The organism is Ureaplasma ceti, from assembly GCF_040369755.1.
GTDB classification, from domain to species: domain Bacteria; phylum Bacillota_I; class Bacilli_A; order Mycoplasmatales; family Mycoplasmoidaceae; genus Ureaplasma; species Ureaplasma ceti.
Map to the genome: position 1 here is coordinate 1 of NZ_BAABQM010000002.1, position 25,496 is coordinate 25,496.

Here is a 25,496-nt window from a genome sequence, read left to right on the forward strand (position 1 = left end):
AATACATTAATTATTACAATAACAAACGTATACAGAAAAAACTCAACTGACTTTCGCCAATTGAGTTTAGTTCTTGTGTTAAAATTTAAAACCAATTAGTGTCCCATAATCGGTTCCCACTGTACATAAAGAAGGTGGATTTTTCTTGTTTATTAAAATAAGAACTTCTATTTGAATTTGATCATTGTACCGTAAGCTGTCATTCCTACAGCTTCAATAGCACCCATTTCGCTCACGTCGAATCTTACGCCGATAACAGCATCAGCCCCAGCTTTAGCAGCTGCTTCTTTTAAACCAGCAATCACTTCTTCACGTAGGGAGATGTATAATTTTTCTACCCCACCAATAGAGCCACCAAAGGTACTTTTGAAAGCAGATCCCATTTTAGAAATTACGTTTCTTGCTTTTACGGTTGAGTGAAAAACTAAATCAATAACTTCATATTCTTTACCAGGGAAATCCATAGTTGTTAATAATTTCATATTCTAATAATCCTTTTATTCTTAAATATGGATAGATCTTTTTTATCTATCACCCATATCATAACACCACTCGTAACTTTAGTTATAAAAAAACAAAGATGTTTTTACCTTAGTTTATGAGTTTGTCTTAATTATTAAAAATAAAAAAAAATTCTGTAATTTGAAAATTACAGAATTGAAAAAAGTTAATTAACGTAATTCTAATTGTGCGTTAGTTAAAATTGTTTTGACTTGAGTTAAGATTGCATCAATTTCTTCAGAACTTAAAGTTTTTTCCATTGCTTCAATTCTTAAAGAAATTGTGTATGACATTTGGTCATCTTTTTTGAAGGTATCAATTAAGTTGACTTCTTTCACATATTCAATAGTTTTTAAAGCTGTTCACACAGTATCTAAAGCTACTTTGTGAGGGTTAATGAAACTGAAGTCTTTATATACTGGGTTGAATTCACTTACAGCTGTAATCTTTGTTTTCTTGTCCGTATTTTCACTTAAGAACATGTCTAAGTTTAATGACAACGCTAATACAGGTTGCGTTAAACCGTATTCTTTAGCAATCGTTTTCTTGATTGTACCTAAGTAACCCATTACTTCATTGTTAGCATTTAAAATAGTTAAACTATTTTCAGCCGTTAAACCTTCCACGTTAACAGGAGCGTAACTGAATTGTACTTGTTTGTTTAAGTTTGATAATAAACCACAGAATAAGGCCTTTAAGCTCATCGCATCGCTTTTTACTTCAAGATGGTTTAATACATCAGTAAATCAAGGTTGTGCTAAAACTACTGTTAAGTTATTGAACGCGACTTCTTTATTAACTTGAATTTTTTGAATTTCAAAGATATTTCTTAAAGCTTCTTTATGGTTTAAGTTGTAAGTTAAGACTTCTAACATTTGGTTTAATAATGAGTGTCTTAAGAATTGTCTTTGGTTAGACAATGGGTTCACAATTTCAATTTCTTCTTCAATATTAAATCAGTTAAATAAGTTGACTTTTTCTTTTGAAGTTAAGTTGTAAGTCTTAGTTTCTAAGAATTGGTGGTGAACTAAGTATTGTCTAATTTTTTGTAAGTTTTCGTAAGCTTTATTTTTGTTAAAGCTTAACACTTCAGAATAAATTGGTTGTACTGTGAAGTGGTTAATGTCGATAGATTTTAAAATTTCTTCACAAATATCGGCCACGTTATTAATGTCTAAACGGTATGAAGGTACAGACACTGATGTGTTCATTCTTTCAAAACCAGTTAATCATAAAATATCAGCAATTTCTTGGTCAGATAATTGTAAGCCTAATAATTGGTTAATTTCAGCATTAGATACTGTTACTTTATTAGCTTCTCTTTTTTGTACTAAGTGAACTGGTTTTAAGCTTGTAGCTACAGATTGGAAAACCACTCCATGAAGTACTTGGTCAAACGCAACTGCTGTAATTGTTTCTGATAATGGTTTACTAAATAACACACTTGATGCACTACTAATTTTGTTTGTTTTTGCTAAGTTTCTGAAGTAATCTGAGTTTACATTAGCCACTTCTAATAAAACATTTTTAGTAGTTGCAGACACTGCGTGTTGCTTTGAACCCATTAAACCAATTGCGGCAACAATTTCATCACCACTCATAGTTACTAATGTTCCAGCAGCTAATTCGTATTCTTTATTGTCTAAACCTAAGAATTTAGTTTTAGCTTTTAATTCAGTAACTTGTAAAGTGTTGCTTACTAAATCTCTGTCAAATAAATGTACAGGGTTAGCGAATAATAATGTTAAGAAGTTACCGTAGTCAGCTAAAGTGTTAGTTACATGAATACCACTGTTTACTAAGTATTTCTTTAAGTTTCATCTTGTATAGTCATATTCATGAGCTAATGTCATTGCGATTAAACCGTATTGGTTTACTTTATCGGTGTTAATTTCAACATTGATGTCAGCTAAACCAGTTACTAATTCTGCTGGATTTAATAATTCGGTATTAAATCTAAAGTATGCGTTTAATTCGTATGCTAATCAGTAAGCCCCATTTAATTCGTTTCTATTTGATGGTAAAGATAAATCTAATACAGTATCGTTTAAACCTAAGAAATCGTATAGATCGGCATCAGTTAAATTAACTTCTGGATCGATTCTCACTAAACCCTCAACTTCTAATTTATCAATAGCATCTACGAATTGACTAGTGATTTCGTTGTAACCACACATCATTCCTTTAGAAACTACTCCTCTTAATTTTCTTTCGGCAATAACGAAATCTTCGCTAAATTTGTAACCAATAGGAGCTACTACGACTTTGTAACCTACAGGTAAATTAGGAGCACCACACACGATTTGTGTCATTTCTCCACCGCTTAATTCTACTTGACACACGTTTAAGTGGTCACTATCTGGGTGTTTTTCTGCACTAACAATTTTGCCTACTCTTAAACCAGGGTTAGTCTTGTGTGTAATAATTTCTTCAACTTCTACACCAATAGCGTTTAATCCTACAGTTAATTCTTCGTTACTTAAAGTCGCGAATTTAGGATTAATTTTGTTCAATAAATTTCTTGATAATAACATAAACGCCACACTCCTTATTTTTTAAATTGTTTGTTTACTGCGAAGTTGTTGTTGTACAAGTTTCTGATATCAGAAATACCATATTTTAACATGGCTAATCTTTCAATACCGATACCACCAGCAATACCTTTTTTACCGTGAATATTTGCAGCACTTAACACATTTTCGTGTAACATACCAGCACCTAACACTTCGATTCAACCAGTTTTCTTACAGATATTGCATCCGTGTCCATGACATTTGAAGCAAGTAACGTCTACTTCGAAACTTGGTTCAGTGAATGGGAAGAATGATAATCTATATCTTGTTTTTGATTCTTCACCAAATAAGTATTTAATGAATGAGTCAATTACTCACTTCAAGTTGGCTAAGTTTAAATTTTCTCTAATTCAAACAAAGTCAATTTGAGTAAATTGGTGACTGTGAGTTGCATCATCGTCATCTTTTCTATACACGTTACCATATGACAACACTCTAATATCATTGTTTTGGTTATTAGCAATGTTTTGTGCAGTCGTTACTGTACAGTGCGTTCTTAACATATATTCAGTATTAATGAAGAAAGAGTCTTGCATATTTCTAGCAGGGTGGTTTTCGGGAATATTTAATCTTTGGAAGTTGTATTCATCAGTTACCACTTCATTACCGCTAACAATGTCAAAGTTTAAAGTTTTAAAGAAGTTAATTGTATCGTTTAACACAATGTTCAATAAATGTTCATTACCAACATTTAAGAATGGATTATCTAAACTTAAATCGATTAATTCATCAGAACTTAAAGCATCGAAAGCTTGGTTTAAGCTTGCGATTTTTTGTTCTAACATGTCATCAATATTTTTCTTTAATTCGTTTAAAGCTTGGCCAAAAGCTCTTTTATCTTCTGCTTTACCAAGTTCTTTGTATAATGGAGCAACGTGTTTTTTACTAAAAATGTTTTTAATTTCGATTGCTTGTTTTTCGTTCTTAGCGTTGTTTAAATCATTTTCTAAAATCGCTAATAATTCAGAATAATTACTCATTCTCTTTCTCTCCTATATGAAGAATTTTTTTGGTTGTTGTTTTAATCTTGTTAAACATTTCCTTTCGATTAGATAGATAAATGAAAATGTTTAACAACGAGAAAATAAACGTAAAGCCACATATTCCAGTTAACAACCCACCTAAAATATATTCGTTATAACTACCATGGTGTGCGTCAGCGTAGCCTAAAATGCACGCTCCTCAAATCATTAAACCTAAGCAAACACCAATAAAAATGAAGGTTAAGATGACTAAAATTCATCTGACTTTCATTTTTTGACTTTCGTTTAAATTTTGAAATCATTTCGGCATAAATTAATCTCTTTTATACGGAAAATTTTCTAATAATCAATGATTTAAAACGTGTTTATGACGGTTTTTGTTGTGTCATTGTTGAATGATAACTTCAGCGTTAAGATTCACACTTTCATGTCTTAAATAACTATCGATTACAGGATAGTGAACACCAATTTCCTTTTCATCACTTTGACCAATTATTAAATCAGCAGAAGGAGTTTGATTAATAATATCTTTATGGATTCCTAGCGATGAACTTAAATCATAGATATCACTTTTCAATAAATTAATTAATGGAAATATATCAGCACTACCATCACCAGTTTTAGTGAAGTAGCCTAAATAATATTCGTCGTAATTAACATTACCCACAACAACGCCATTACATTCAAAGGCTTGGGCTGACAAAAATAAACTTCTAATTTTGGGTTTTTGGTTACTAATGTTATTTGCGTTTTGAATTTCTAGTTCATCAGTGATCATAGTTCATAATTGAGTTAAATCTACAGTATCAATATGAACACCACAGCATTCTTCTAATTTAGAAATTTCTTCAAACTTATTTTGAAATTCAATTGGTAAATAGTAGGCTTTGACTTTTTGTGGTCCTACTGCATTCACTAACATTTTTAAGGTTAAAGCACTATCAATTCCACCACTCACCCCAATAATATAGTAGTCTTTATGATTTTTATCTAAGAAGTCACGTAAATAATTTATTTCATACTCATAAACTTGTTGAGCTCATAAATTATTCTTCATATTCAATTTGAACACCATAAATATCAACCATATCTCCAGGTTCAGCGCCAGCTTCTCTTAATTTATCTTCAAGTTGAACTGTGGCTAATTTTTGGTTGAATCTAATTAAGTTGTCAGGAGTATTAATTGGAACTCTGTGAACTCAGTATTCTAAGAAATCACATTGTACTACTCACATTCCATCTTCGTTTTGAGTAAGAGTTAATTCTCTACTTAATTTACTGTCTCTTTCAACTCTACCTTGGTTTCAGTCTACAATTTCTTCTTGACTGAACGTTTCATAAGCTACTAAATCGTTGTATTCATTAATAATGAATTCTTTTAGTTCATCAATACCTTCGCCTTCTAGAGCTGAAGTGACGAATAATTGGTATTGTGGATAGTGTTTTTTGATTAAAGCTAAGTTTTCTTCAGCATCTAATGCGTCAGATTTGTTAGCGATTAAAATAATTTTCTTGTCGATTAATTTTTCGTTGTATTTCTTTAATTCGTTAAAGATTGTTTCGATTGAGTATAGTACGTCCGGATTATCATCACTGTCTAAAGAAATAACGTGTGCTAAAATCCGACATCTTTCGATATGTCTTAAGAATTCGTGACCTAATCCCACACCTTCAGATGCTCCTTCGATTAATCCAGGAATATCAGCGATGATAATTTTTTGATCACCATTATCAATAGCACCTAAAATTGGAATTAAAGTTGTAAATTGGTAGTTCGCAATTTTTGGTTTTGCGTTAGTTAATTTAGAAATTAATGTTGATTTACCAGCATTTGGCAATCCAATTAAACCAACGTCAGCCAATTCTTTCAGTTCTAACATTAATTCGAAGTCTTGGCCTTTTTCACCACATTCGTATAATGTTGGTGCTTTGTTATAACCAGATTTAAAGTGTGCGTTACCATGACCACCTAAACCACCTTCAGCGATTAAGTATTTTTTACCGTCAATAGTAATGTCTGCCAACACTTCTTTAGTTTTAGTGTTAGTTACTGTTGTTCCTAACGGAATTTTTACATACACGTCTTCTGCGTTACGACCGTGCATATTTTTAATGTCACCTTTTTCACCAGGTTTTGCTAAGATTTTTTTTGTATATTTTAAAAATTCTAAGCTTGTTTCGTTGTGGTCGCCGATAAAGTAGATGTTTCCACCGTTACCACCGTTACCACCGGCTGGTCCGCCCATTGGTACGTGGGCTTCACGTCTTCATGACACAATCCCGTCACCACCGTCACCAGCTTTTACGTATAATTTACATTTATCAATAAATCCCATAAATCCTCCTTCTTGATTTAAAAGATACATAATAATTAATTATAAATTAATTATTGCTTATAGATAGCACCATTTCTGCTTATCTGTTAATTCGTGTAAGCACAAAAAAACTTCTTATCATAAGCGATAAGAAGTTAGTTTTAAGATGGTGCTGGAAGAGGGACTTGAACCCTCACGTCCTCGCGGACACGGGATTTTAAGTCCCGTGCGTCTACCATTCCGCCACTCCAGCATACCTAAGAAATCTTAGGATTTTCTTAAAAGATGGTGCCCCATACAGGACTCGAACCTGTGACCCCTTCATTAAAAGTGAAATGCTCTACCACTGAGCTAATGAGGCATAACTTAGGGATAAACCCTAAATTAGAATAATTGTTTAGTTAATTTAAGGAATTGCACCTTATTAAGATGTTTTACTAAATAAACTAAATTAACATATGGCTGGCCTGGTAGGGATCGAACCTACGCGTGGAAGAATCAAAATCTTCTGCCTTACCGCTTGGCTACAGGCCATTATGGTGGACAGGGTTGGATTCGAACCAACGAAACCTGAGTGGCTGATTTACAGTCAGCTGCGTTTGGCCACTTCGCTACCTGTCCATTACATATTGCTGAATTAATTATAACACATTAAATTAATTTTTTTAAATTAATTTAAATTAATTTAATTTTGTTAATTAACAACAACAATATATATATTATCAAATAAAAATTAAAATTGCAAGACTTTTTTAAAAAATTTTTTAATTTTTTTAAATTAATGAATTATTTCTTAGAAATCTTCTTAACTTTAACTTTATAAGGCTTTTCAATACCTTTAACTTCAACAGTAGCACCTACTGTTAAACCTAAAATTGATTTGCCTAATGGTGAATCGTTTGAAATTTTTCATTGTTCAGGATCAGAACCTTCAGAACCAACGATAGTAAATGTGTATTCTTTATCATCGTCGTAATCATGAATTGTTACTTTTGTCCCAATTGACACTTTACTTGTATCAATTGCGTCCTCACTAATAATTTGAGCATTATCTAATTTTTCAGTAATAACTCTAATTTGTTCAGAGATACGACCTTGTTCTTCTTTAGCTGCACTATAGTCAGCATTTTCAGACAAGTCACCTTGAGCTCTCGCTTCTTGTAATTGTTTAATAATTTCAGGAAGAACATTATTTTTAAGATCATCTAATTGTTCTCTTAACTTATCGTAGTCTTCTTGAGTTAATAGTTCTTTTTCGTTAATTGCCATAAATTCACCTTTGAAATGTATTTACTTTACTTAAACTAAATTATTATATACAAAAACTAAAATATTGTATAGAAATATTTCATTTTTTTATAAAGTTCCGCTTAAAGTACAATTCTAGCAATATCTGGGTAGTCTAATTCCACATCTGTATCAAACTTCACTGTTAGTACGCTCATTGGTGTTGGACAAACTTCTAAAACTTCATTATTCTTTGTTTTCATTTCAGTAATGTAGCAGTAGACATTGTCGTGGTTTGGACCAATGATTTCTAAACGGTTAGATTTGGCTAAATGGTTTTTTGTTAAAATTTCGTAGTAACCATTGCCCAATTTCTTTTGGATAACAAAGACATAGTTTTGGGCTAATCTCTTTGTTTCATCGTGGTATAACATCTTTTCGTAACCTGGGTTACCATCCATTCATGCAGTATCTGTATCACGGTTGGCCGCTTTCTTTAATTCGTCGCTTAAAGCATCGATACTCATATCCATATTATTATAGTATCTGTCCATAGCCTTTCTGTAAGCGTTAACTACGGTTGCCACATAGTGCATTGATTTCATTCTTCCTTCAATTTTGAAAGAAGCTACACCTAAATCCATTAGTTCTTGTACGTTTGTAATTTGTACCATGTCTTTTGCTGACATTGTAAAGAATTTAGATTTGTTGTCGATGTCTGTATTTTCGACAGTATATTTTCATCTACATGATTGCGCACAACCACCAACGTTTGCATCACGTAAACTAAAGTTGTTACTCATCATACATCTACCACTATATGAAATACATACTGCACCATGAATGAAAATTTCAATTTCCACTCTATTATTTAAGTTTTGCATTAACGCTTTCATTTCATCAAACGCTACTTCTCTCGCTAATACAACTCTAGTGGCAGAGTTACGCTTTCAGAATAAAGCTGCTTTTGAGTTACATACTGATTGTTGAGTTGAAATATGAATTTCTTTTTGTGGATATTCTTTTCTAAGTAAGTTAACTAAATACGGGTCGGCTGTAATAAAGCCGTCTGGATCACATTCTACTAATTTTTTAATGTATTCTGGAGCCGCTTTTAATAAGGCATTGTGACACAAAATATTAGTAACTAAATAAACCTTTTTATTTTGTGCATGAGCATAGTCAATAGTTTTTTTAATATCGCTTAATTCAAAGTTAGAAGCATGTGCTCTTAATGAATAAGCTTTGGCACCTAAAAAGACTGCGTCAGCACCATAGTCTAAAGCAATCATTGCCCTTTCCATGTCACCGGCTGGAGCCAATAATTCAGTTCTCATATTATCTCTTGTTTTCATAGTGTTTAATGCTCAATGGCCCTCCGATAAATCCAGAACTTATTTTCTTATCTTTTGCTAATTGTTCTAGTTCTTTGTAGTATTCGTCTTTTTTAGCAGCATAAGTACCATCACTTAAACTGTTTAAAGCGTTTTGGTAAATGTCTAAGACTTTTAAAGCATAGTTAGGATCGTCGTTCATCACGTTATCCAATCTAATGTAGTCTAATTGAGCATCGTTTAATTTATCTAAGAATTGAACTAAACATAGTTCGTAACCACTAAACATGTGTGTTCCATGTCTATCTTCATAAATAACGTTTGGTCATTCTCTAGATTCTTCTCTAATATAGATCATACGGTTTCTGATGTATTCATCATCTTTATCAGTCACGTAATCTCTAAAGTTCGTAACCAAGTTTCAACGAGAGTGCATAATAAATACAAAACCGTGAGCTTGTAATGCTAATTCTAAACCAGCTGGTTTATTTTTTAACATGGTTAAGACTTCTGGTAGGAATAATTCGTTTGCTAAACTAGCAGATTTAAAGTTATTTTCTAAATAAAATTCAAATTGACCGTATGAAGTTACTAAAGTGTTAGGGTCATAGTGTAAATTTAAATTTAAGTTTTCTTCAAAATCAATTTGCGGTACAGCATAATCATTAAAGACTACTTTATCAATGTTTAATTTGGCTAGTTCTTTTAAATAGTTAGTTAACGCTTCTAAATCTTGTTCGTAAAAGAATGCGTTTACAGCTACTCAAATTTGAGTTTGTTGCTTATTGGCAACAATTTTTTTTAGATCTTCTAATGAACAATCATAGACGTTTCTCACACCGAATTGAGAATCAGTGACTAATAAAACGTCAGTATGATGATTAATTAGGTCTAATGCATTTTGATAGTCTGCGGGACTACTTATAATTTTCATTGAAACTCCTAAATATCTAATTTTATAATTTACTTAATTATATTAAGTTATTTAAAAATGCTTTGTGCAATCCCAATTTTTTTTGAAAGGAAGAAATTATGTTTACCACACAATTCCAATTATCCCCTGATGACCTTCAAGAACAAAGTGATATTTTTTACATCAAAGCGAAGTCAGAACATCCTAAAGGAACCATTTTATTTATTCACGGGTTTACCTCGTCATATTTATTGCACCATTGGTTTATTTTGAACAACGTGTTCGAAGACTACAATTATTTAGCCCTTAATCTCATTGGCCATGAATTTAATCGCCAAGAAGAATACAAAACCCTGAAAGAAGTAGACTTATACACCTATGTACGCCAATTAGAAAGTTATATTGAGACCCATCATATCTATAATTTAATTTTAATTGGTCATAGTATGGGTGGCGGAGTCGCAATGCTACTGTACGACAAGATGAAAAACCGGATTAATAAAATTATTTTAGTAGATGCTATTAATCCAGCCATTTACCACAGCAAATTAGGACCTAACTACTTATTACAAACCTTATTAAATCATTCTAAAAAATTGATTTCGTTTCAATTTTTAAAACATCATCCGCAAAAATCAGTAGAATACGATTTATCTGAAGATTACATCAATTACGAAGTCAAACGTTTTTTAGACAACAAGAATAACTATTTAGCCTTAGGCACAAAATTAATTGAACCTAAATTACAAGCAGAACTCCACCGGATTTATAAAAACATTAATATCCCTGTTCTATATATAATGGGTGAAAGTGACCGAATTATTCCTTATAAACAAACCAAGAAATACATCCAAAAATTAGACAATAAGAGCATCTTGTTCCGCACGATTAATAATGCGGCTCACGTACCATTTATTGATAATTTTGACCAATATAACGAATATGTCTGGTGATTTATTAAAAAAAGTTACTAATTTTTTAGCAGGAAAATCGCGATTAGTAATATAACATTTACATGGACTTAACGCCCTATTTTTAATTAAGACATTTAAGTAAGATTCAATTTACTATTAGGGAGAATATATAAAATGAATGAATCTTCATCACTAAAATCAAAGCTATTATTAGCTTCTAAATTACAAAATGATAATTCAATTACAACGAAGTTAAACGATAACAATACCGATCTAAAAAAATGATCATTTGATCAAGATATCTTAGACTTCTTGTTAGATAGTGGTGTTGATGTATTACCTGTAGATAAATACATCAACCCTAACGAAATCACATATAAATTAGAAAACAGTCAAAACGCAGAAGAGTTTATTAAGTTAGCAAAAGAAGCTAACGTCTACATCAAAAAAGATGAAAAAGAATTATTGAGAACCGATTTCTTAAACAACAAAAACCAAGTCTTCTCAAGAATTTCTGATGACATCATCTTAGGTAATAAAAGATTCTTAAGAACCAAAAGAGAAGCCGACAGAAGATATAATGATGAATCTGTCTGATACTTGTATGTTGCCGCTTATTTCTTAAAAGGCAAAGCAGTGGATGGTACAATCATCAACTCACCATTACTACTTTACAAAGTAGACGTTACTGAAAAGAACGGCCAAATCATCATTATTAAAAAAGAAAAAGTCCCAACAATTAACGCTAAATTAAACCTATTCTTAAACAGAACTTATGAATTAGGTTTAGGTACATTCGATGACGTGGAAAACTTTGAAATTTTAGTAGAAGAGTACAGTCCCTTCTTAAAAAACATCATCGGACAAAACTTAAAGGATATTGTTGATAAAGAAAATTTAGTGGAATTCAACAACTACGATTTATCTGAAATAACCTTCCAAATCGAGCCAAGTATTGTGTTCGGATTAATGGACCCTTGTGGTGGGATTGTTTTATCTGACTACGAAAAAATCGTCAAGTCTGATGAAGATCCTTTCAAAGAAATTAGTGTTATCTCTAACACTAATGTTTATGAAGAAGAAGTGATCGAAAAAGATGACATTGTCATGTTTGACCGTCCACTTAACATTTACCAAAAATATGCTGTGAAATCTGCTTTAGGTGAATCAACCTTAGTCTTTGGTCCTCCGGGAACCGGAAAATCACAAGTAATTTCTACAATTATTGCCAACATCTTAAACAACAATAAAACCGTCTTAATGGTTTCTGAAAAGAAAGCTGCGTTAGATGTTTTAGAAGAAAGATTAAAAGCCATCGAAGACATTTGTTTATTTGCTTACGATGACCAAGACGTGAACTACTTCTACGGTAAAATTAAAAAATTACACGACTTGTTAAACAATGACTTGAACAAAGTAGCTTTAGCAAACTCTGAAGGTACTTACAGTAAGATTAAAGAAATGTACAACGATCTAAGAACCATTTCTAGTTTAACTGTCAACAATAAACATCTAGAAGAAATTAACTATATCGACAAAAAAGACTTTAAACATGATTTAGACATGATTATGTTTGCATCTGATATTTTAAAATTATCAAAACAATCAAGTTTAAACGTCTTGTTCCAACAATACAGTGATTTATTCAAAACTCTTTACGATAAAAAAGAATATTTCCCTGACGTCATCTTAAAAGCGGAATTAATGGAATTAAAAGCGTTAGCGAATAATTCACACGATCCTAACTTAGTTTACAAACTTTTCTTCAGCACTCACAAAGTGAAAAAACCCAACTTATTCAGTAAGTTTAGTATCAAAATGATTTCTGCTCTTGAATTAGACCACTTAAAAGAATATGTCGACAAATTATTAGAATTGAACATTGACCAATTATCAATGTCTCAAATCTACAAAATCATTTCTTGAAATAATGAAGATTTAGTGAGATTACAAGATGAAGTGGAATCTTATCTATTATGAAAAGAAATCAACAAAATTGATTACTTATCTAAACCATTATTAGATACTGTTGCTACTAACTATTTAAATAACCAAAAGAGAATGGTAAAGAACGTAGATATTTTCATTAGAGATAACTATTTAAACAACTTGAGAGATTGAATTAAAGAAGTAGAAAGTTCTGATGATCAAGAAACAAAGAACCAACTAAAAGAATTATTCAGAATTGCCTCATTAAAGAAAGCTAAATCTATTAATGCTACAATCAAAAACTTTTACAAAGTTTTAAGAAAATTATTCCCAATCTGAATTTTAAACCCAATCCAAACTTCACAAGTTATTCCGTGCGAACCACAAATCTTTGACTATGGTATCTTTGATGAAGCTAGTCAAATGTTCTACGAAAATTCTTATCCATTAGTATACAGATGTAAAAATAACATTGTGTCTGGGGATGACAAACAATTATCACCAATCGGTAACTTCGTATCTAAAGCATTTGATAATTACGACAATTATGATGAAGATGGTGATTCATCAATCGTATCTTTATTCGAAAAAGCTACTACATTATCATGACCACACTTCCAATTAAAAAACCACTACCGTTCATGAAGTGCTGACTTAATTAGTTTTGCTAACAGATACATTTACAATAACGAAATGAAAATTGTCACAATTAATGGCGACTTCCACAAAGTAGTGAAAACAATTGATGTCAACGGTTATTTAGATGATACTACTTTGACAAATAACGCTGAAGTAGACACTGTTTTAGAATTAATTAAGAATGATTACGCTGATAGAAGAGATGTTACTAGCTACACTACTTTAATCGTAGCTTTAAACAACCAACAAGTAGACTTATTAGAAGCTGAATTCAACAGCAAGATGCCATTAATGTGTCAAAACGCTGTTGATGCTTACAACACTGGTACTTTATCATTTGGTACAATCGAAAACATTCAAGGGGAAGAAGCAGACAACGTTATCATTTCATTAACTTACGCTAAAAACAAAGACGGTAAGTTAACTACCGACTTCGGTAGCATTGCTTCTGAAAGTGGTACAAGCAGAATTAACGTAGCTATTACTAGAGCTATCAAATCTATGACAATTGTGAAGAGTTTATCATCAAGAGACACAATTATGGCAACGAACCCTGATTTAAACATCTTCTTTAAATTCGTTGCTTGATGTGAACAAATCAATTCTAAACCTTCATTAAACGATATCTTATTCGATAACATTGACAGTTCTAGTCAACCGTTAGAAACACCATTCGCTAACAAAGTGTTAAACGAATTAAAACTACTTTACAACAACGATAGATACAACGTATTAACTAACATTTGTTTAGGTAGTCGTTTAGTAGATATTTGTATTGTCGACAAAGTAAAACGTAACGTAGCGCTTTGCATTTCTTTAGACGACGACAGTTACAATTACGGTCTAAAGAAAATGATTGAAGAAATCGACAGTCAAAAATTATTACAAGACCGTGGTTATAAAGCTATCAAGATCATGATGATTGACTGAGTCGTAAGAAAAGACATGGTCTTAAACGAAATCGAAAATGCATTAACTAGCAACAATTAAGAAATAAAAGTCAGAGCCTTAAGAAAAGGTTCTGACTTTTTTATTTAATACACTAAGTTTACTTCGATGGTTGGTTCAATGTCATCTCTTAAAATTTCTTGTAACCCTTGTTGGTAAGTGATATCAGTCATACCACATCCTACGCAAGCTCCCATCAATTTCACTGTTACGATATTGTTTTCGACGCCGACAAATTCAACGTCACCACCATCTTGTTGAATGTACATTCTGATAGTGTCAATAATTTCTTTAATTTCGTCAACTCTGTCTTCAACATTGACGACTATTGGTTTTGTTTCGTTCATATTATTTAATCTAATAGTAGATCCTTTTTTCTGGACTCATCGGTTTAATTGTGACCACTAAATAATTAGTTTTAGTGACTAAAGCGTAAATTCGCTTGTTACCGTCTTTACCTAAAGGATAGTAATAATAATATGCATCAGTAAATTCTCAGTCTTTTCGGTCTAAAATTTCTTTTAATTTGGCTTCAGCAATTAAATCGCTTTCCTCTTTGAACCCTTTGACTCTTTGTTTAAAACGCACTAAGGCATGGTGTGTAACAATAAATTTACTTTGATAATAGTAAGACATTTATTCTTCTTTTAACATGCCACATAACGCATGTGCGACAGCATCTAAAGCCAGTTGGCTGTGGTTACTTCATGGTACGATAATATCAGCTGTGAATTTTAAAGGTTCAATAAATTTATTGTACATAGGTCTCACAGTGTCTCTTCATTGGTTAATGACTGAGACTAAACTACGACCACGTGAATTTACATCCCTTTCCAATCTTCTAATTAAACATTCATCTTTTGGTGTGTCAACAAAGATTTTTAAGTTAGCTCATGAATTAATTTCTTTATCATATAAAGAATAAATTCCTTCTAAAATGATGACGTCTAAGTTTTCGACTCTATCAGCTTCATCAGTTTTGACACAGTGATTTACGTAATCATAAATAGGTAAATCAACAGCCTCCCTATTTAATAACTTCATTAAATCAGTTCTTAAAGCATCTCAACGGAAAGCGTTTGGGTGGTCATAGTTGAATTCCACTCTATCAGCTGTGTTGTGGGCTGAACTTGAATCACAGTAGTATCTGTCTTGACAAATAATAGCGTAGTTGACATCGCTTGATAACTTTTCAGCGATTTTGGTTGAAACAGTAGTTTTTCCTGAACCACTTGCTCCATCAACTAAAATTAAAATGGGTTTAAATTGAGACATATTGTTACTATTCCTTTGAATTATATTTTTATCTATTATATAGTTAAGAACGCATCAGATTTGAGAAAGACGCGTCTAACCATGAAAAAAATTTAACCGTTCGGTTAAATTTCTTTATTTATTATATTAAAGAACGTGAGTTGTTACAGTTTCTTTTACTGTTTTAGTTTCTAGTGTCTTTTCGTGACGGTAGTATGTTAATTCTGCACTGTAGTATGTAAATGGTGCAAAAATAATTGGCATAAAAATCATCATGACAGAAAAAGCTAATAATTCATCGCTAGTTCTGAATTTATATTTACGTTTTAAATCTACTGCTGTAATAATAGCGATAATTGCTAAGGCTAATACTGCAGCTCACACGAATGCAAAGAATGCTAAGAAAGCATCTCCTGCTTTAATGGCTGATACATTGCCGTATAGTGATCCTTGACCTACACAAATAGCTCCGATAAACATGAAGACAAATCACACAATACCTAAAATTGTGTTTAAGCTTGCGATAGCCTTTAAAGTTCTTAAACCGCCGGTTTTACTTCTGTCTTCAAGATTAAAGTTAAAATTGAATTTCATAAGTTCTCCTATTAAATTGTCGAATGTGTTTAAAAAACAACATTATATAATTCTAACAAAATTAAAAAATATTATAATTTAGTTATTAATTGATGTTTTTTAAGATTTCCAAAAATAATTATTGAAAATCACTATATTTTGTTTTAGAATTTACATTATTGTATAAAATAAGATAAGTGTATTTGTCTTAGATACATTCATTCAATAATATTAAGTTATTGCCTAATTTAGAAGGTAGGTGAAATTATGGCTGTTCAACAAAGAAGAGTAAGTAAATCACGTAAAGGTATGCGTCGTAGCCACGACCACCTTGAAGTTACTACAACTGTAGTTTGCAAAAACTGTGGTGTTCAAACACAACCTCACCGTGTATGTCACGCATGTGGATACTACAAAGGTAACAAAGTTTTAGATAAATAGTTTTTTCTATGAATCGTAAAAACGATAATTTAGAAATTATTCAAGAGATTCCTGATGCAGAGAAATATCAAGACAGCAAGATTTCTAAAAAATCAAGTTGGTTTAATAGTTCAATTGCATTAATGGTACTCGTATTGTTTATCTTAATTGGTGTCATTATAGCAGTAGCTGTTTCATTATAATAGTAGTTAGATTATTCTAACTATATCTGCCCAGATGGCGGAATGGCAGACGCAGAAGACTCAAAATCTTCCGGTTTTACGACCTTAAGGGTTCAAGTCCCTTTCTGGGCACCATTTTAAAATTACCTCTTATCAGTTTGATAAGAGGTTTTTTCGTGCTTTTCAGAGCTTTAAACTCCTGCTTTAATTTGATAAAATTAAGAGATAAGCTCAAACTTATAATATTTCTTACTTAGAAGGTAAATATGGTAAATTCTCCAACTTGTGAAAATACCGTCTACTATTCTAGAGGAAACACTCGAAGTAGACGTACGTTTGCCTGGTTAGATTACTTAAATCGTGGTCAGTATTGGTTATACCGCTTAACCGATATCAACGCAAACCGTAAAAAGTATTTAAACTATTGCTTTTATATTGCGCTGGCCTACAACGTTATTATTTCGTTGTTGCCTATTATCGCAATTGTACCAATTATTATCAACTTTATTGCCAACCCTTATGATGCTGGCCAAGTTGATTTATTAAATAAACTCAACTACATGATGGCTAAATACATGTATGTTGAATATATTTTCTGTTTTATCTTAATTTCAGACTGAATTTTAAGATTCTTATATACAGAATATAAATATCCTTTTGTGTCTAACAGATGAAAGTCTAGAATTATTTATCTGTTTAAACCTGCCAATTTATACCAATTAACTAGCATTGTAATTCTTATCGTCTTGTTTAAAGTCTATGGTCACATCGATGCACACGGCTGATGAATTGATTACAATGTCTTAGGTTCTAAATATGTAGATGAAACAAAATTAACTACAGCTCAAGCACTATTCTACCGTTGAAATCCTGGTGAATTAATTTTTGTTACTTTATACGCGGTAAATATTTTTGGTTTAATCCCTAGATTAGTTACAGCCTTTAAAGACCAAACCATCTTAACAACTAAAACTGGTTTATGAGCCATCATTAAAAAACGTTGAAGAACACCAGTAGTTGCTACAATTTTCTTAATTATTTTATTCATTATCTTCTCATTCTTAATCTTGAAGACTGAACAAAGTTACTATAATGAATGAAGTTTAAGTCACCCTGGACAATCATTAGATAATGCTCCCAATTATTCTTCAAGCCCTAAAAACGTTTGACAAAGTTTATGATTCTGTTTAGTCACTATGACAACCGTTGGTTATGGACAAATTATTCCTCAATCACCTGCCGGTAGAATCATTTGTATTTTCTTAATTATTATTGGAATTAGTTACTACTCTTTCTACACTGTATTTTTCGTTTCTATCTACACTAAATTCTTAGATAAAAAAGATCAAGAACAACAAGATAAAGAAGAAAAATTAGTGAAAGAGGAAGAAAAACGCGCTTTAATTAATGACATGAAAAAAGAATTCGTGTCCGAGTTGCTTAAATATGGTGTAATCGAAAAAACTAATTACAATCAAGTGCAATTTGAAGAACGTCAAAAAGAACTAAAACACGAAAACATTACATTCTTAAAATCTAACGAAAAGATTACTAAAATCATTAATCGTCATGAAGCTTTAATAAATGCCAAAAATTCACTACTTGTTAATAATACATCTTCAGATTCGTTAACAACGGATAGCAAAACTGCTAACATCTTCTTAAGTTCTAACTATAATTACAAAGCAATTATAAGTCCCAACTTAAAGAAAAACCACCAAATGATTATGCTGCAATTAGATAGTGACGTTGTCTCAGCAATTTTTGCCAAAGAAGATGCTCTTACAGTTTCTGCTTTCTTTAAACCCGTGGCTCCTATTTATAAAACTACTAAAGTAGTTATTGTAGATAAAGTTACTAACATTGTAGTGGGTGAAGTAAGTGTTCAAAATGTTGTGACAGGTAAAACTAGTGTTGTTTGAAACAAATACGGAGCTCAATCCGGCATCAAAGAACAGTTCTATCAATTTAAATTTGGTAAAGATAATTTAGTTTGTGCTTACATTATTGATAAAGTTCAAAAATATAAAGAACAAAAATTGTTATCTGAATTAGAAACCGAATTATCTAACGAATTAAGTAGTTCTTTTGTCTACTTGAAATAACAAAAAACAACCGATTCAAAACCGGTTGTTTTTTTATTTAGTAGGAAAAATTAGTTGTATGAACTTATTTAGTGTAGGTTCTGTTCACTGGGAACATCGGTGCGTCCCCAATGACATAATCAATCATTTTCTTTTCTGTAATAACATCTTTTAAAGTGTCTACAGGAACAGATCCATCTCTTAAATATAAATCAAATAATTTTTTAATAACTTTTTCGTTAGTAAAGATTTGTTCACCTGGATGTTCTTTTTGGTAAGCAGCGTTAACAGTTTCGTATACTGTTTCCATTACATGTTTACCAGTCATGTAACTTGCAGCTTGGCCAGGGAATGATAAGTAACGAATAGATTCATTACTAATATCCCCAACACCTAACGCTGATTTATTATGTAAGTAATTTCTTACATCAGCAATTGAAGCACCTTGACCTAATGAACCATCAGTAGAACTAAATTTGCCGTGGAAGGCTGTATCTACTGCTTGACGCATATTTCTTAATTGGGCTTCGTTTAAGAAACCGTAGTATTGAAGCATGTTGCCTAATTCAGTAGCTACACCTCAACCAGCTTTATTATCTTGAAGTTTGAAAGTACCGCTATTTGCTTTATCTCAGTAAATACCATTTTGGAAGTTTTTAATTTGTTCTGCTGGTAAACCGTGAATGTCTCCAGCTACAAAACCTTGAGCATCTTCACCTTTGAAACTTACAGGTAAACCACTACTGTAATTTACATTATTTGGTTCACTAGATTTCACTTGTTTACCGTAAGCACCAATTTGGTTTTCGAATCATTCAATAAAGACTGCTCAACCTTCGTGGTAAGATGTGAAGGCGAAGGCAGGACCTTTTTTATTGTTTACTTGAGCACCGTATAAAATTTCGTAAGAACCTTGAGTACGGTGGCCTAAAATGGTTTCGTGTGAAGTGAATGAAGTTTCGCTTCATTTTTGTAAATCATTATATGGGTCAACGTTTAAATAGAATGAGTCGTCGCCAAAGTAACCTTCTTCACCAACCCCAGCCACATCTCTTTGGTTGTAGTAGTATGGCACAATCTTAAAGTTATGTGTTTTTTTAGTAAAGTGACCATTTTCGTATTTGTTTTCGTATAAATCGGCTAACATTCTGTAATCACGGTATTCAGTGAATGTTGAACATAAAATAGATTTTTTAGGGTAAGAACCGTATGTACCATCTTGATTTCAAGCAGTTCAGTAGCCTTTTTCTACTAATTGTTGTTTTCAGTATGTGTATTGTTCTACTGTAATGCCGTATTTATTTAATTGGTCTTGTGTAGGAACTTGAGCACCTAGTAAGATATCGTAGTCAGCTTGACCGAATTTAGATACATTATTACCAGTTTGTTCTCTACCTCAGAAGAAATCTTCATCATTTAATCATTGGTTAAAGCTTAATCAGTTTTGCTTTCATTCATTAGCGTTACTGTCAGTTTTTTGACCTAAGTATTTAAAAGTTAATTGTTTTTCTTGTGGTAAATTTGGACCCACACCATCAGTATCAATTTTAACGTTAGTAGTTCAAGAGTCAGTAGCTTTTAATGTACCTTGAACTGCATCAGCATCAACATATTTATGACCTGTTTCTAAATCGACTACGGCGTTAGCTAAAGCTTGCATGTTGTCGATACCAGCGTTAGTATCTTTTACCCCGTTTTGGAACACTTGTTCAGGACTTAAACTACTTGTAGTAGAGAATTGTAATAAGTGAGTGTAAATCTTTTCACCTACATCACTATTTTTCATTCAAGATAGCCCAACATTTTTAGCATTTAAATCTTCAGCAGTTAAACCTAAACCGTATAACTTATTATTAGTAAGAGGATCAACATAAGTTCTTTCGGTTTCAGGTTCTACTTTTTGAGTTAAAAAGGCTCTTGTTGTACCACCGAAGCCATAACCACTGCCTTCTTTAATTGCGCCAGCAAAATAAGTACCTACAAAATAAGTTAAGAAAGCATTTAATTGAGTTTGAGCAGCTTCTGCAGCTTTTTTATAAGCATCTTTTTGTTCTTGTGAAGCGCTAGAATTTTCGACAGTTTGTACGTTTTGTTCTAAATAATTAGTTTTAGGATAATCAGTTGCGTCTTGAGGTCCATTAATCACTTCGTCAATAGTAATATGACCGTCTGTGTTAGGAGATTTATGAGTTGGATTAGCTCAGTAAGCTAATTCTTTAGAGTATAAATTTTTTAACAAGTCGGCAATAAACAATCTTTGTACAATAATAGATTGTGCTACACCGTTTTTAGCCCCTGTTTCAAAGTTAGTTTGTAATTGCAATAAATAACCTTTGAATTCGTTTAAAGCTACAATAGATTTAGTTAAATCTTTATCTACTGTAATAGAAGCGTTCGCATTATCTTTTACATAATCACTGAAGGCGTCACAAGGGTATAACTTAGCGTTATCAGTTGGCACACCACCTAATCAGTCAATATGAGTTGTGTAATTTTCTAATTCTTGTTCTAAGTTAAATAAAATTGAGTTGGCTCACACCACTTGGTCTGAATTTAGTTTTAAACTTTCGCTGTCGCCAGCAATTTTTTTAAACATACTAATGTATTTTTCGTTTAAATTAATTAATTTAGTAGCGGTGTCAGAATTAACTAAACCGTAATTAGAATTCTTCATTAATTCCTTTTTTTGATCACTGTATTCTTTGTATGCATTTAATACAGGGTTGGCTTGTGTAGTAGGATTAGCAGTTGTTTTATCAGTAGACTCTGCAGTTGAACTACATGAAGATAAACCTACAGCTAATGGTACTACTGTAAGTGCAGTGGCAAGCACGCCAAAAGTAGAAAATAAAATTTTCTTTGTCACTTTTTTCATAATAAATATACCTATTCTAAGTTGAGTCGTCATCTCAACTTAGCCTTTTCTTTTCGTCATCGTTATTAATCAAAATAACACTTTAATTATAAAAAAATTACAATCTCGTTTTTTGCATAATGTAAGGTAAAAAACGACAAAATCACATCGAATTCATCACTTTAGTGAAGTTTGGTGAATTTTTTCTAATATAGTATTTTCGGCCTAATAATTTCTATTTATAATAAAAAGATATTCACTAAAAATATGACAAGAAAAAAGTTCTCACGAAGAGAACTTTTTTTCTTTTGGTTTATTTTTGTACTTTTACTACAGCGTGTTTAATAATTGCGCCTTTGTATTCGTAAGCGTTAGAAATTACGTAAGCTACCGCTTGAGAGGCTACCGCACCGTCTTCTACTAACTCAAAGGCTTGCATAATATTTTCATCAAACGGTTCACCAACGTTCACAACAATTTGGTGAATGCCTAATTCAGCTAAACCGTTTTGTAACATACCTAAAATCATTTTAAAGCCATACACATAGTTTTGAACTTCACTTGAAGCTACCGGAGCGTTCACTACCTTAGTTAATTGTTCGATTGCGTTTAATAAAGCATCAAATTTTGATTCGATTAAACGGTCAACTTTTCTTTCAACTTCGGCTTTAGATTTTTCTTCTAGTTCTGCATATTTTTTGTCGACTAATTCTTTGGCTTCTTTAGCCTTTAAAGTAACTTTAGTGATGTAGTCTTCGTTAATCTTTTCAATTTCTCTTTTTAATTGACTAGTTTCTAAAGTTAATTTATTCACTAAGTTTTTAGCATCATCTAACTCTTTAGTTAATTGAGAATTAGTTTCGTTTAATGCTGCAATTTGTGCATCAGTAGTATTTGCTTGTGATACAGTTTCTTCTACTGGTGTAGTTTCAGCGTGAGTTACATTGTCTTCGTGTTGTTTATTGTGATTGTGTTTATGATGCTTGTCCATGTTTATTTACCTCTTTCATCACTTTTTCGTTTCATGAAATTGTTTCTTTATTGTCACCTAATTCGTTCATTAATTCTTTTAATTGTTTAATTTGGTCTTTTGTTAATGAATTAGCTTTTGCAATTCTCACAACAACAACTAAATCACCCTTAGTCATTGAACTGATTGATAATAAAGTTTTCTTCTTTTCGATGTGAGCACCATAACCATGTAATTTAATTTGGTCATCGTGTTTTGTACCGGCAGGAATATCCATTTCCATTTCACCTCAAGGTGTCACCACTTTAGTTTTTCCACCAACAATTGCAGTTAACGGATCAATTCATGCAATGGTGTAAATATCATTACCGTGTCTTTCGAAGAATTGACTTGGAGCCACTTGCATAATTAAATAAAGGTTACCAATTTTACCATCGTATTCGTTTCCTTTATTAGAAACCACTAAGTGTTCTCCATTATCGATTCCCATTGGAATAGTAACCGTTAAAGAAACTTCTTCTTTAATGAAGCCATTTCCTTTACATTCAGTACATTTATTTTTAATAGTTTTGCCTTGACCACGACAATCAGGACATACTTGTTGACTTCTCATCGTACCAAATGCTGTATTACGTTCAGTAAAGACAAAGCCTTGGCCGTGACAAGTTTTACATTCTGTAACGTCATCAGGGTTTTGACCACCTGTACCGTGACAATGAGAACAAGTTTTTTCTCTTGTAAATTTAATTTTTTTATCAGTACCTTTAATTGATTCAATAAAGCTTAAGTTAACCAACAATTCGATATTGACTGATTTTTGTTGTTGGCTTTTTCTAGATGAAGAACTAAAGCCGCCACCCATACCACCAAACATTTGGCTAAAGATGTCACCAATGTCGCCAAAACCTTCAAAGTCACCGAAATCCATGTTAGAGTAGAAACCACCTTGGCCACCACCCATTTGTGGTCCGTCAAAGCCGAATCTATCATAATTAGCTCTTTTACTTTCGTCGCTTAAAACTTCATAAGCTTCTGAAACTTCTTTAAATTTTTCTTCAGCATCAGCTGCTTTGTTTACGTCTGGATGGTATTGTTTTGCTAACTTTCTGTAAGCTTTTTTAATCTCATCACTAGAAGCAGTTTTGCTAACTCCTAGCACTTCATAATAATCACGTTTGTTTGCCATAATAATCCCCTTTTCTAAATATTTTACCATATCAATTAGCAATATTAATGTTAGAGTGCTAATTGCTAATTAATATCTAAATTCTTTTGAAAAAAACACAAAAAAACTATGAGGAAACAGACATAAAGTGTAATAATATAAATACAAGATATTTATTTATGGAGAATATAAAATACATGAAGAAATCAGAATTAGTTGTAAAAACTTTAAGTGAACACTTCTTTAGAAATGTTCAATTAGGTATTTACTACGTTGACTTAGCTTCTCAAGCTAGCTCAATGGGTATGGTAAGCTTTGCTAAATACATTAAGAGCTTATCTGACGATAAAATTACTATTCATAAAGACTTAATTTTCAAATACTTAACTTCAATCGATCAAGAATTAATTGGTAACTGTAAAGAAGTTGAATTCAAAAAATTTGACAATGCTCGTCAAATTGCTAAAGAATTATTAGAAATCGAAAGAACTATTAGAAGTGAAGTAAGCGAAATTGCTGGAATTTGCTTAAAAGAAGACGACTTTGAATCATTCAATTTCTGACAATGATTCGTAAAAGATGGCTTAAAAGACTTTGACGAAATTCAAGAAATTAACAGTGCATTCGACGCATCTGAAGACTTATTATTAATTGATAACACAATTGATAAATTAATTTCTGAAAACAAATAGAAGCCTGATGACACCAAATTCAAAATAAGATCCAATCTTATTTTGAATTTTCTTATTTTATTCGTTAGTAGCGACAGTGCAATAAGTTGCTGACGTCCTGTTCAAGCATAAAATGCTTAGAAAGGAATTCAGAACACGATGTTAAACCCTTTAAAAAAAGTCTCAAACAAGCACTTATCCAAAGTAATTTCTAAACAAGTAATGAAAGATTTTAAAGCTTTCTTAGAAAGTTCTAAAAAGGATGGTATCCCACAATCCAGAAATGGGTATTATTACAGAAACTTGTTTACTTTAAACGGAGTTTTAAAAGTTAAAATTCCGCGTACCAGATCTGGAGATTTTTCAAGTAAAATCTTAAAAAAATTCGAACGTTCTAATTATGATTTTGAAGCTTTAATTGCTAAATTATTACAAGCTTTCATGTCTTATGATGAAGTTGTTAAGTATTTAAAAGAAAATTTACAAGTTACTATCGGTCACTCAATCATTAACAAAATCGCTAAGCAATTAAAAAGCGAAAAGTTTATGTTTATCAAAACCGACGAACACTTTGACAATATCATCTTAGATAGTTGAGAATACAAAATCAGTTATTGAGAAGATGTGCACACTAATACAATCATTAAAAAATCAGTTCGTGGTATCCGTAATAAAGAAAACATGGTTTTCAAAACAATTGCTAAAACCATTTATACAGTAACTGGTATTGATGCAGACGGATTCAAAAGACTATTATTATTCCAAAGTGTGGAACGTAGTAAATTAAATGACTTTGATTACAGATGCTTTGCAGCTGTTCACAGAGGCTTAAATAATTCACCAAGCAATATCTACATTGGTAAAAATTTAACTCTAGAACCACAAAGATTACAAGAATACTTCCCAGAATCTAAAATTCAATTTATTCAATCTAAAGCCCACAAATTAACAGCTGAGCTAGCCGAATAATTTATAATCAATAATCTCAATAACCAGGCTAATCTTTAGCGCTGGTTATTTTTTATATACAAAAAAATCAAGAGTCGT

At 31.8% G+C, this 25,496-nt stretch carries 22 protein-coding genes and 5 tRNA genes; 8 read left to right on the forward strand and 19 right to left on the reverse strand.

What is annotated here, in order from left to right; all coding sequences use genetic code 4:
- Positions 1-167 precede the first annotated feature (167 nt).
- The 12 genes from ABWU82_RS01325 to ABWU82_RS01380 all read right to left on the reverse strand — a co-directional run bounded on the left by ABWU82_RS01325 (position 168) and on the right by ABWU82_RS01380 (position 9,867).
- Positions 168-482 carry a heavy metal-binding domain-containing protein gene (locus ABWU82_RS01325; RefSeq protein ID WP_353289715.1) on the reverse strand — a complete coding sequence of 105 codons (315 nt, stop codon included), beginning with the start codon at positions 480-482 and terminating at the stop codon, positions 168-170.
- A 189-nt stretch (positions 483-671) separates the two neighbouring features.
- Positions 672-3,035, reverse strand: a complete 2,364-nt coding sequence (gene pheT / locus ABWU82_RS01330) for a phenylalanine--tRNA ligase subunit beta (RefSeq protein ID WP_353289716.1) — start codon at positions 3,033-3,035, stop codon at positions 672-674.
- Positions 3,036-3,049: 14 nt separating this feature from the next.
- A complete protein-coding gene (locus tag ABWU82_RS01335; RefSeq protein WP_353289717.1) occupies positions 3,050-4,054 on the reverse strand; it encodes a tRNA ligase subunit PheS family protein in 1,005 nt (334 codons plus the stop codon).
- Between the two features lie 316 nt (positions 4,055-4,370).
- A complete protein-coding gene (gene nadE / locus ABWU82_RS01340) occupies positions 4,371-5,114 on the reverse strand; it encodes an NAD(+) synthase (RefSeq protein ID WP_353289718.1) in 744 nt (247 codons plus the stop codon).
- Entirely contained in the window at positions 5,104-6,393 is a 1,290-nt protein-coding gene (gene obgE / locus ABWU82_RS01345) for a GTPase ObgE (RefSeq protein WP_353289719.1), read from the reverse strand. Before obgE ends, nadE begins: the two co-directional genes overlap by 11 nt.
- Before the next feature lie 146 nt (positions 6,394-6,539).
- A tRNA-Leu gene (locus tag ABWU82_RS01350) sits at positions 6,540-6,625 on the reverse strand.
- A gap of 33 nt (positions 6,626-6,658) precedes the next feature.
- A tRNA-Lys gene (locus ABWU82_RS01355) sits at positions 6,659-6,733 on the reverse strand.
- A 98-nt stretch (positions 6,734-6,831) separates the two neighbouring features.
- Positions 6,832-6,906 (reverse strand) — tRNA-Gln (locus tag ABWU82_RS01360).
- A gap of 3 nt (positions 6,907-6,909) precedes the next feature.
- A tRNA-Tyr gene (locus ABWU82_RS01365) sits at positions 6,910-6,993 on the reverse strand.
- Between the two features lie 165 nt (positions 6,994-7,158).
- On the reverse strand, positions 7,159-7,641 hold the full coding sequence (gene greA, locus ABWU82_RS01370) for a transcription elongation factor GreA (protein ID WP_353289720.1): 483 nt from the start codon (positions 7,639-7,641) through the stop codon (positions 7,159-7,161).
- 101 nt (positions 7,642-7,742) lie between these two features.
- Positions 7,743-8,954, reverse strand: a complete 1,212-nt coding sequence (locus ABWU82_RS01375; protein ID WP_353289721.1) for a peptidase U32 family protein — start codon at positions 8,952-8,954, stop codon at positions 7,743-7,745.
- Positions 8,938-9,867 (reverse strand): U32 family peptidase, encoded by a 930-nt coding sequence (locus tag ABWU82_RS01380; protein ID WP_353289722.1) that lies wholly within the window; start codon positions 9,865-9,867, stop codon positions 8,938-8,940. The genes ABWU82_RS01375 and ABWU82_RS01380 overlap by 17 nt, the downstream gene beginning before the upstream one ends.
- A 98-nt stretch (positions 9,868-9,965) precedes the next feature.
- Here ABWU82_RS01380 and ABWU82_RS01385 point away from each other — a divergent pair, with 98 nt between their 5' ends.
- Positions 9,966-10,820, forward strand: a complete 855-nt coding sequence (locus ABWU82_RS01385; RefSeq protein ID WP_353289723.1) for an alpha/beta fold hydrolase — start codon at positions 9,966-9,968, stop codon at positions 10,818-10,820.
- A 114-nt stretch (positions 10,821-10,934) separates the two neighbouring features.
- Entirely contained in the window at positions 10,935-14,318 is a 3,384-nt protein-coding gene (locus ABWU82_RS01390; protein ID WP_353289724.1) for an AAA domain-containing protein, read from the forward strand.
- A gap of 44 nt (positions 14,319-14,362) precedes the next feature.
- Here ABWU82_RS01390 and ABWU82_RS01395 read toward each other — a convergent pair whose 3' ends face one another.
- The 4 genes from ABWU82_RS01395 to ABWU82_RS01410 all read right to left on the reverse strand — a co-directional run bounded on the left by ABWU82_RS01395 (position 14,363) and on the right by ABWU82_RS01410 (position 16,124).
- Positions 14,363-14,623: a NifU family protein gene (locus ABWU82_RS01395; protein ID WP_353289725.1), complete on the reverse strand. Its 261-nt coding sequence runs from the start codon at positions 14,621-14,623 to the stop codon at positions 14,363-14,365.
- A gap of 10 nt (positions 14,624-14,633) precedes the next feature.
- The gene (locus ABWU82_RS01400; RefSeq protein ID WP_353289726.1) at positions 14,634-14,912 is read right to left on the reverse strand and encodes a hypothetical protein; all 279 of its coding nucleotides are present in this window, start codon (positions 14,910-14,912) and stop codon (positions 14,634-14,636) included.
- Complete coding sequence (udk, locus tag ABWU82_RS01405) at positions 14,913-15,611, reverse strand: uridine kinase (RefSeq protein WP_353289884.1); 699 nt, start codon at positions 15,609-15,611, stop codon at positions 14,913-14,915.
- Between the two features lie 66 nt (positions 15,612-15,677).
- On the reverse strand, positions 15,678-16,124 hold the full coding sequence (locus ABWU82_RS01410; RefSeq protein ID WP_353289727.1) for a hypothetical protein: 447 nt from the start codon (positions 16,122-16,124) through the stop codon (positions 15,678-15,680).
- A gap of 246 nt (positions 16,125-16,370) precedes the next feature.
- Between ABWU82_RS01410 and rpmF the strand changes: the two genes are divergently transcribed.
- The 4 genes from rpmF to ABWU82_RS01430 all read left to right on the forward strand — a co-directional run bounded on the left by rpmF (position 16,371) and on the right by ABWU82_RS01430 (position 18,810).
- Positions 16,371-16,544: a 50S ribosomal protein L32 gene (gene rpmF / locus ABWU82_RS01415; RefSeq protein WP_353289728.1), complete on the forward strand. Its 174-nt coding sequence runs from the start codon at positions 16,371-16,373 to the stop codon at positions 16,542-16,544.
- Between the two features lie 8 nt (positions 16,545-16,552).
- Positions 16,553-16,726 (forward strand): hypothetical protein, encoded by a 174-nt coding sequence (locus tag ABWU82_RS01420; RefSeq protein ID WP_353289729.1) that lies wholly within the window; start codon positions 16,553-16,555, stop codon positions 16,724-16,726.
- Positions 16,727-16,754: 28 nt separating this feature from the next.
- Positions 16,755-16,840, forward strand: a tRNA-Leu gene (locus ABWU82_RS01425).
- Positions 16,841-16,971: 131 nt separating this feature from the next.
- Positions 16,972-18,810 carry an ion channel gene (locus ABWU82_RS01430; protein ID WP_353289730.1) on the forward strand — a complete coding sequence of 613 codons (1,839 nt, stop codon included), beginning with the start codon at positions 16,972-16,974 and terminating at the stop codon, positions 18,808-18,810.
- A gap of 64 nt (positions 18,811-18,874) precedes the next feature.
- On the opposite strand, the gene ABWU82_RS01435 is transcribed toward ABWU82_RS01430, so the two are convergent.
- The 3 genes from ABWU82_RS01435 to dnaJ all read right to left on the reverse strand — a co-directional run bounded on the left by ABWU82_RS01435 (position 18,875) and on the right by dnaJ (position 23,799).
- A complete protein-coding gene (locus ABWU82_RS01435) occupies positions 18,875-21,664 on the reverse strand; it encodes a DUF885 family protein (RefSeq protein WP_353289731.1) in 2,790 nt (929 codons plus the stop codon).
- A gap of 292 nt (positions 21,665-21,956) precedes the next feature.
- Entirely contained in the window at positions 21,957-22,634 is a 678-nt protein-coding gene (gene grpE / locus ABWU82_RS01440; protein ID WP_353289732.1) for a nucleotide exchange factor GrpE, read from the reverse strand.
- A complete protein-coding gene (gene dnaJ / locus ABWU82_RS01445) occupies positions 22,618-23,799 on the reverse strand; it encodes a molecular chaperone DnaJ (protein ID WP_353289733.1) in 1,182 nt (393 codons plus the stop codon). Before dnaJ ends, grpE begins: the two co-directional genes overlap by 17 nt.
- Before the next feature lie 158 nt (positions 23,800-23,957).
- Between dnaJ and ABWU82_RS01450 the strand changes: the two genes are divergently transcribed.
- The gene (locus ABWU82_RS01450; protein WP_353289734.1) at positions 23,958-24,470 is read left to right on the forward strand and encodes a ferritin-like domain-containing protein; all 513 of its coding nucleotides are present in this window, start codon (positions 23,958-23,960) and stop codon (positions 24,468-24,470) included.
- A gap of 138 nt (positions 24,471-24,608) precedes the next feature.
- On the forward strand, positions 24,609-25,418 hold the full coding sequence (locus tag ABWU82_RS01455; RefSeq protein ID WP_353289735.1) for a transposase: 810 nt from the start codon (positions 24,609-24,611) through the stop codon (positions 25,416-25,418).
- The last annotated feature ends 78 nt before the right edge of the window (positions 25,419-25,496 follow it).